Source organism: Herbivorax alkaliphila, assembly GCF_030848475.1.
Taxonomy (GTDB): Bacteria; Bacillota; Clostridia; order Acetivibrionales; family Acetivibrionaceae; genus Herbivorax.
This window is the reverse complement of the sequence record NZ_JAVDDS010000026.1, coordinates 47,899-56,544: the sequence shown is the minus strand read 5'-3', so window position 1 is coordinate 56,544 and position 8,646 is coordinate 47,899. Positions and strand designations below refer to the sequence as shown.

8 protein-coding genes are annotated in these 8,646 nt (G+C 31.0%); 6 read left to right on the top strand and 2 right to left on the bottom strand.

The features are described from left to right. Positions 1 to 345 precede the first annotated feature (345 nt). From RBH29_RS10860 to RBH29_RS10835, 6 genes are all read left to right on the top strand, one after another. Positions 346 to 1,203, top strand: a complete 858-nt coding sequence (locus RBH29_RS10860) for a CPBP family intramembrane glutamic endopeptidase (RefSeq protein WP_306696844.1) — start codon at positions 346 to 348, stop codon at positions 1,201 to 1,203. 337 nt (positions 1,204 to 1,540) lie between these two features. Beyond that, on the top strand, positions 1,541 to 2,707 hold the full coding sequence (locus RBH29_RS10855) for an RNA-binding domain-containing protein (RefSeq protein WP_306696843.1): 1,167 nt from the start codon (positions 1,541 to 1,543) through the stop codon (positions 2,705 to 2,707). A gap of 91 nt (positions 2,708 to 2,798) precedes the next feature. After that, positions 2,799 to 3,518 (top strand): hypothetical protein, encoded by a 720-nt coding sequence (locus tag RBH29_RS10850; RefSeq protein WP_306696842.1) that lies wholly within the window; start codon positions 2,799 to 2,801, stop codon positions 3,516 to 3,518. Positions 3,519 to 3,643: 125 nt separating this feature from the next. Next, a complete protein-coding gene (locus RBH29_RS10845; protein ID WP_306696841.1) occupies positions 3,644 to 4,396 on the top strand; it encodes a DUF559 domain-containing protein in 753 nt (250 codons plus the stop codon). A 315-nt stretch (positions 4,397 to 4,711) separates the two neighbouring features. Beyond that, a complete protein-coding gene (locus tag RBH29_RS10840) occupies positions 4,712 to 4,951 on the top strand; it encodes a hypothetical protein (protein WP_306696840.1) in 240 nt (79 codons plus the stop codon). Continuing rightward, positions 4,944 to 6,056, top strand: a complete 1,113-nt coding sequence (locus RBH29_RS10835) for a HigA family addiction module antitoxin (RefSeq protein WP_306696839.1) — start codon at positions 4,944 to 4,946, stop codon at positions 6,054 to 6,056. Before RBH29_RS10840 ends, RBH29_RS10835 begins: the two co-directional genes overlap by 8 nt. 87 nt (positions 6,057 to 6,143) lie before the next feature. On the opposite strand, the gene sigK is transcribed toward RBH29_RS10835, so the two are convergent. Both sigK and RBH29_RS10825 read right to left on the bottom strand, forming a co-directional pair. Beyond that, positions 6,144 to 6,851, bottom strand: a complete 708-nt coding sequence (gene sigK, locus RBH29_RS10830) for an RNA polymerase sporulation sigma factor SigK (RefSeq protein ID WP_306696838.1) — start codon at positions 6,849 to 6,851, stop codon at positions 6,144 to 6,146. 77 nt (positions 6,852 to 6,928) lie between these two features. Then, positions 6,929 to 8,584 (bottom strand): peptidoglycan D,D-transpeptidase FtsI family protein, encoded by a 1,656-nt coding sequence (locus tag RBH29_RS10825; protein WP_306696837.1) that lies wholly within the window; start codon positions 8,582 to 8,584, stop codon positions 6,929 to 6,931. Positions 8,585 to 8,646 lie beyond the last annotated feature (62 nt).

The window sequence follows — 8,646 nt, the reverse complement described above, 5'->3', positions numbered from 1 at the left end:
TGTATATCCTTTAGACTATATTGAAGTTACAGTAAAAGGTTCTATGTATGATGATACACGTAACTAACCTATTAAAATGGACAGAGATTAAATAAAGGATGCCGTAAAAATATCTTCGTATTTTCAAGTACAAAACTCCAATGATTAACGGGTTTTGAATAATGAGAATCGGATGGTGTTTCATAGTTAATCTTAGATTTAAGTATATAATATATTAATAAAATATTTCAATAGCAAAAAACGTGACTTCAAAAATCTTGTAATTGTTGAAATGCAAAAGTATTAGTGGTATAATTTCCATAATGTTTTGAACTATAAAAAACAACGTAAATAGGGGGAGTTATTGTGAAAAATAAATTAAAAATGATTTTACATGTCTTTATTCATCTACTAGTTTTTGTAGGAGTTCAGTCATTAATAGTTGTTGTAACTGGATTAATATATGGGGTAATAGAGTCAATTAGATTTCTAGATGAGGGAAATGCCACATTAGATACATTTCAGATTGAAAATCAAATTCAAGGATTTATTTTCGAAAAAATGCCTATTATTTTAATTGCTTCATTTTTTATCTCTGTTGCAATTTATTTAATAATTTTTAAGATAAGAAAGATAAATATACTTGAAGCAGGTGGTTTTTCAAAAATGAAGTTTATAAATATCCCTAGTTTATTAATTTTTTCAGTTGCAATAAATATATTTTTAAGCTTTGTTATAGTCGCTATAGAAGGATTTATGTCTTCTGATGAAATTTTTTTAAAACATGAAGAATTGATGAATATTATAATGGGGAGTAGCAATATATTTTTACTATTAATTAGTGTGGGGATATTATTTCCTGTTTTAGAAGAAGTTGTTTTTAGGGGATTTATTTTTAGTGAATTAAAAAAGAATATGAATGTTATTTGGGCTGTTATTATTCAGGCATTATTGTTTGGGCTAGTTCATTTAAATATTGTTCAGGGAACTTATGCATTTTTCCTAGGGATAATATTAGCTTGTGTGTATATTTGGACAAAGTCAATTTGGGCACCTATAATTGTTCATATAGTATTTAATTCATACTCTGTTCTTGCTAATGAATATCCCCAAATAGGTGAGTACAATGTTTTTACACTTGTGGCATCAACTATTTTGGTTGTGTTAACTATTTTATTAATTTATAAAAATAGAGAAATTCCTGAAAGAAGTGAACTGGCGTAATAAATTTTTATGACTTTTATTCACTCAGGGGCATGTTATTTATGTGAATGAAAATATGGAAGAAACATTGTGGAGCAAGTTGTAGAGCGTGTTAATATGACGAGGGAAAGGGAGAGCAATCTTCTAAGCGATAGCGAGATTTGCTAAGACTCCGAGGAGTATTTACAGGCTCTAAACTGCGTAACTTTAATTTCTGGAATATTGTTCTTCATCTTTAATATATACACCCATTCACTCATTGAAATTTGTTAATATTCTAAATGGATAGTATAATACTATTAGATGAATTGCAATAATAGTATAGTGTCTCATAATATAGGGATGGTGAGTAAAGAGTATGGATAGTAAAGAACTAGTTGAAATAATACAGTTAGGAGAAGACTCTAAGACACTGTTTAAAGAGATATTTACTAGTCCTGACTCTATGGCTGATGAGATAGCTGCTTTTGCAAACTCCGATGGGGGAAAGATACTTGTGGGTGTTAATGACATAGGTGAGATTACCGGTCTTACCAAAGAAAATATAGCAAGGCTTAATCAAATGATTTCAAATGTTTGTTCTCAAAAAATTGAACCTACAATATCTGTTACTACAGAAAATATAAAGTATGATGATAAAACTGTAATGGTAATTAATGTACCCATGGGATCAAATAAATTTTATATGTCTAATGGAGCTGACATTTGGGTTAAAGTTGGGGCTGATAAAAGACGTGCAAGGCGAGAGGAATTAAAAAGATTGCTTCAGGAGTCTACACATCTATATGCTGACGAACAGGTGGTTGAAGGTACTAGTACCAAGGATTTAAACATGTTTGAAGTTGAAGATTTCCTTGAGCAAAAAATTGATTTAGATTATACTAAAACAGGCATAAATATCAAACAAATACTAGAGAATATGAAATTAATGACCTCTGAAAAATGTACTTTAGGAGGTCTGTTGTTATTTGGAAAGAAGAGTAATTTTGAATTGTGTAAACATTATATAGCAGCGGTTTCATGGTTTGGTAATGATATTGCAGGAACTGATTACCGTGAGAGTGAAAATATTTATGGAAGTATTTCTGCTTTGTATTCAGATGGATTGGCATTTATAAAACGCCAGTTGAAAAAGACACAGAATGGACAGGAGTTTAATAGTTTAGGGATATTAGAAATACCTGAGATAGCAATAAAAGAAGCATTAGTAAATGCAATTATCCATAGGAATTATTTTATATTTAGTAATATTAGAATATTTGTATTTGATAATAGAGTTGAAATAATCAGCCCAGGGGCTTTACCTAATACATTAAATGTTGAATCTATCAAGTTAGGTGCAAAGATTCCAAGAAATCCAATTTTACTTTCCTACATAGAAAACTTGAAAGGCATCCCATTCAGGGGTATTGGCTCAGATGTTCCAAGAATTATAAAAAGTTGTGAGGACGCACGTATTAAGGTGGAGTTCATTAATCAAATTGAAGGCAGTGGCCAATTTAAAGTTATTTTTTGGCGTAAGTGAGCTAATGAGCTGGAACAATAAATTTTGATGTACAATAAATATTGATAAAAATAAAGCCGTTAAATGGTTTAATATTGCAATAAAAAATGACTTGAGAATACCTGCATCTTACTATGCAATTGAATTTATCAACTATACAGTAAAGTCTCATAAGTCACAGATTGAACCTGTAATAAAGTCAATGATGAAATCACAAAGATCTGATGTTGCTACAAAAGGTGCAGAATTTATTGCTGCATATAATATTTTTTATGAGTATTTTAAAGATGAGTTGGAGCAATGTTTGAATGGTACTTCTCATCAAAGAAAAGGTGTGGCTTCAGTTGCTGTAAGTTTAATATCAAAACCTGAATATGCTAAAAAATGCCGTGATTTACTGGATAGACTTATTAATGATTCAGATGATGAGGTTAAAGAACAGTTGTCTAAAATGTTTAGAAATAATGTACTATCTATAAAAGAAAACATACCTTTAGTAAGAAAATATATTTTTTCAGGAGCATTTTCTAATAGGTCTTTTATTATACATGAACTTAATGAGTATGAAGGCTCTGTTCTTTATTTTGCGGATATTATTTTAGATATTTGTGAAGATCTTAGTACAGTTCATTTAGATAAAGTAAAAGATGTAAATTCAGGATTGAGATATATGGGAAGTCGAATTACTGAGCTGCTTTTACGGGTGTATGAACAATCTTATGAAAGTGATAGAAATCTATTTGATAGGTGTTTATATGCATGGGATAAATTGTTTGAGAACAGGGTTGTACGGAAAACGCTATTGGTGCTATCTCAAGAGGAAAGCAGGTAATTATTGCAGGAGACAGTAAACAGCTACCACCTACTAACTTCTTTAATGCGAGTACATCTGATGCCATTTTTGATAATGAAGATGCTGAGGATGAGTATGATGACACTAATGCATATGAGTCCATATTGGATGAGGCTGGTTTACTGCCTGAGCGTACTTTGCTTTGGCATTATCGTAGTAGACATGAGCATTTAATTGCCTTTTCTAATACAAAAATCTACAAAAATAATTTAATAACTTTTCCAGCTAATATTGATAGAGTTCCTAATAATGGCGTTGAGTATATCTATGTAGCTGAAGGAATATATGATCGTGGTGGCAAAAATGGTAATGTTATAGAGGCCAAGCGAGTTGCAGAGCTTACCTTTGACAGGAAAGGATACAAACTTGGTACTCAGGTTGGTTGTTCGGGCTATCGTATTGATATGGCGGTGAAACACCCATCTATAAGTGGGCTTTATGTCATTGGCATTGAGTGTGATGGTGCTGCGTATCACTCTGCAAGGACAGCTCGTGAGCGTGACCGTCTACGCCAAACAGTGCTTGAAGATATGGGATGGAAAATTTACCGTATATGGTCGACTGATTGGATTAAGGATCCTGTTACCGAAGGAGAAAAACTAATTGAAGCTGTTGAAAATGCAATTAATGGATATGTAGAAGAAAGTGATGAAAATCATGAACTTTCAGAAGCTATGCTGGTAATCATATCAAATAGTTATGGTATTATGAAAGATAGTTTATTTCAAACTACAACAAGAGAATATGGATTTGCTCGTTTAGGAGAACGAATTCAAACAGCCCTACAGCAGGCTTATAATTTATTACTCAAAAGTGGCCGTGTCAAGGAATTAGAGGGAAAAGTAGTAGCGACATAAACCTTTATAAAGATGAGATATAAAAATATTTGATAATTATTAATGATTATCTAAAATAAGTATATTAAGATTTAAAAAAATTGGAGATTAATTATAAATTATAGGGAGATTACTTAAAAGTGTTGTAAATTGAATAATAAAGTGTTATAATGAAAAAAATATTACTAAAAAGGTAAAATAATTTTAAAAAGGAGGGGGTGGGTTATAGAAATTAGATACAAAAGTAAAAAGGTTAAAAAAACATGTACAGACTTCAAACAGGCAAAAAAAGAGCTAAATATAAGAGTTGCAGAAAAATTACATGCATTAGTAAATTTGCTAGAAAATGCAGTTACACTAAGTGACATTAAACAATTGCAAATATATAATCTTCATCCTCTTAGTGGAGATAGAGAGGGTCAATATGCTCTCGATTTAGGTAGAAAATTAGGTTTTCGCTTAATAATCATACCACTAAATGACAATTGTGAAGAATGGGATGAAAAAGATATAAATAAAATATATAAATCTACAAAAATAACATTGATATGGGAGGTGTCAAATCATTATGAATAAAATATTATATGAAGAAATAATAGCATTTCATCCGGGATATTATGTTAAAGAATTAATTGAAGATTTGGCAATGACCCAAAGCGAATTAGCTAAGCGTTTAGAAACAACAGGGAAAACTGTCAGTGACTTGGTAAATGGAAGAATTAATTTAACGGATGAAATGGCGTTAAAACTATCTATTGTTTTTGGAACGTCTATCGAAATGTGGCTTAATCTTAATAAAACATATATACAAAAAAAAATTGAAATAGAAAGACGAGTTTCTGAAGATGAACAATGTAAAATAATGAAAGCCATTGACTATAAGTTTTGGGAAACCATGAAGTTAGTAGAGCCCGCTAAAAAAACTATAGACAAAGTAAGAGAATTACAAAAGTTTTTTAAAGTATCAACACTATCAGTTTTAAAAAGAAGAGATTTTTTAGTTCAATATAGAACTGCTATTCCAGAAGTTAACGATACAAATGTGATAAATGCAAATGCTTGGGTACAAACAGCGATAAATATAGGAAGGAATATTAATGTCAATAAATTTCAAAGGAAAAAGCTAACTAGTTTTTTACCAGAGATAAGAAAAATGACAGTACAATCAGTGGAAGTTTTCCTTCCTGAGTTAAAAAAGCTATTAGCTTCTTGTGGTGTAGCTTTAGTGGTAATGCCAAATTTAAAAAATTGTGGAGTAAATGGTGCAGTTAAGTGGTTGAATAAAGACAAAGTGCTTTTAGCGATAAATGACAGGCGAAAATATGCAGATACTTTTTGGTTTTCATTATTTCATGAGTTAGGGCATGTACTTCAAAAAAGAATAACAATGCTTATAATTAGTGATCAAAATAGCAATTGGATTGAAGAAGATGAATTAATGATAAAATTGGAAGAAGATGCTGATGTTTTTTCCAAAAACATGTTAATTCCAAAAGATGAATATTTAATGTTTATTAATGAACAGAGATTTGATGAGGTTAGTATTATAGAATTTGCTGATAAAGCAGGTATACATCCAGGTATTGTATTAGGAAGACTACAAAAAGAAGGTTATGTTTCATACAAAACAAACTTAAATTCATTAAAACAGAAATATTGTTTCATTTCTAGCACTAAATAGATTTGCAAATTAGAATTGATAAAATATTTATATTACCATTAAAACAATAATAATTTTCTTGCGAGGAGGATGATACATCCCCCTCTTTTAAAAGCCCTCTGATTTTAATTCCTTACTCAATTTCTTTATAGCCTTTTTCTCTATTCTTGACACATAGGATCTTGATATTCCAAGCATTTTAGCAATCTCTCTTTGAGTTTTACTTGTACCGTTTAAAAGTCCATATCTTAATTCTAATACAATTTTTTCTCGATGTTTTAAAACATCTTTCATTTTATTGTAAAGACGTTTAACCTGCATTTTTAACTCTACCTCTTCTACAACTGATTCCGAGTCGCTGCCAATGACATCAATTAAAGATATTTCATTACCATCTCTGTCAACTCCTATAGGATCTTGCAGAGAGACCTCACTTTGGATTTTCTTATTTGACCTAATTTGCATAAGTATTTCATTTTCTATACATCTTGCAGCATAAGTTGCAAGTCTGGTGCCTTTGTCATGATTAAAGGTACCAATGGCCTTTATCAGACCTATAGTACCTATTGAAATTAGATCATCAGAGTCACTTATAGTTGCAGTATATTTTTTTACTATATGAGCAACAAGGCGAAGATTTCTTTCAATTAGCACATTACGGGCATTTTCATTTCCCTTTGCCAATTCTTTTATATAATATTGTTCCTCTTCAGGATTCAGGGGTTGAGGAAAAGAGTTAACATTGGACACGTATCCAAAAACAAAAAAGATATTATTTAAAATTTCAATTAGCGGTATGAGTAAGACATTATACAAAGTAAAGTACCTCCAATAAATAGGCTACTTTATAAGTATATGAATATAATCTATAAGAGGTGCAAGTACCATGGATTTTAAAGACCTTTTTCAATAATGGTTTTTGCTATATCTTGAAATATTGGTGCGGCAGTGTTTCCACCGCTTTTCCCATTTTCTACAAATACAGATATTGAATATCTAGGGTTTGTTTTTGGAAAATAGCCTGCAAACCATCCATGAACTATTTTTTCACCATTAACAACCTGACCTGTTTCCGCACTTCCGGTTTTTCCTCCAGAACCACCATATTCCTCTAGGTTTGCTTTGGTGCCTGTTCCATTAACGGTGACCTCTTCCATAAATATTTTAAGTTTATCACATATTTCTTTAGAAAGTATTCTTTCACCCTGTTCTTTTTTAATTTTTTTCACAGTATTTCCATCTGAATCAACAATGGAATCAACAATGTTCATAGTGTTTTTTATACCTCCATTTGCTATAGTTGAGATGATATTTGCAACTTGAAGGGGAGTGACAAGTATATCACCCTGTCCTATGGAGATATTGGCAATATCTCCATGGGTATAATGTTTATTTACATTAGGAAGATAACCTGATGATTCATCAATTCCCTGTTCCTTGATGCTGGTAAAACTTCCAAGTCCAAATTTCCTGGCAGTTTCAAGTATAGTTTTGTGTCCTACTTGTATTCCCAATTCTATGAAATATGAATTACAGGAAGAGGCAAAGGCATCTTTAGCATCTACAAAACCATGCCCTCCTGTTGCATAAGAGGAACACTTAAACTCTTTGCTGCCAAGGGTAAGAAAACCCGTACAATAGCAATTCGTGGGAGGAACTAAGTTTTCACTATATGAACTTGCAAGAACCACAATTTTAAATATAGAACCTAAATTGTATGAGGCAACTGCACGGTTAAAAAGTTCTTTATCAGTGCTTTCTAGGTACTTATCTATTTTATGAGGGTCAAAATCTGGTTTGCTCACCATAGCAACAATATCCCCATTAATCACATCTTGGATAACAACTGCTCCCTTTAGACTGTTTTTGTCCATGACATTTTCAGCTATTTTTTGTATGTGGTAGTTTAGAGTTAATTTTAAATGTAATTTTTCGTCTTTTAAAGGATCGATAAATCTGTATCCAAGTCCTGTAACGAGATTTTCTTTTGCATCTGTTACTACTCCGATAGAGCTTTTAGTATTATGTTTTAGTATATCATTATAGGATTTTTCAATTCCCGACTCTCCAACGCCGTCTGATTCTTTCAAGTAGCCTAGGACATGTTTGGCAAGACTGTTATTGTCATATCTTTTTAGTGAATTTATAAAAGAAATACCAGGAATCTTCTCATTGATGAGAAGATCTTTTTTATAATTATCAGTTTCAAAAATAACAGGCTCTTTTTTAAACTCAATTACTCTTTTTAAGTTGCTATAGTTAATATCTAAAACTTTTGCAATTTTTGCAATTTCCTTTTCATTTCCTTTTAGATATAGTGGTTTTATTACAACATAAACTTTGTTTACCCTGTTTGTAAAGGGAATAGAATTTGTGTCTAGTATGTTTCCTCTGTGTTTTTTAATATCTATAGAGGATATTCTTTGTCCAGTAGCAGATATGGACAATTTTTCGCCCATTTGCACTTGTATGTAAAAAACTCTTATAATAAGTAAAATAATTAAAACCGAAAAAAAAGAAAGTAATATCGAAAGTCTTTTTTTATTCATTTAAAACCTCAAAAATTATTATTTTTTAGTCATTACCTAATAAAATTATTTCACAATTTTAA

Coding starts and splice junctions, on each gene's coding strand:
- RBH29_RS10835 (WP_306696839.1), top strand. CDS start 4,944: ATGAATAAAATATTATATGAAGAAATAATAGCATTTCATCCGGGATAT.
- RBH29_RS10825 (WP_306696837.1), bottom strand. CDS start 8,584: ATGAATAAAAAAAGACTTTCGATATTACTTTCTTTTTTTTCGGTTTTA.
- RBH29_RS10855 (WP_306696843.1), top strand. CDS start 1,541: ATGGATAGTAAAGAACTAGTTGAAATAATACAGTTAGGAGAAGACTCT.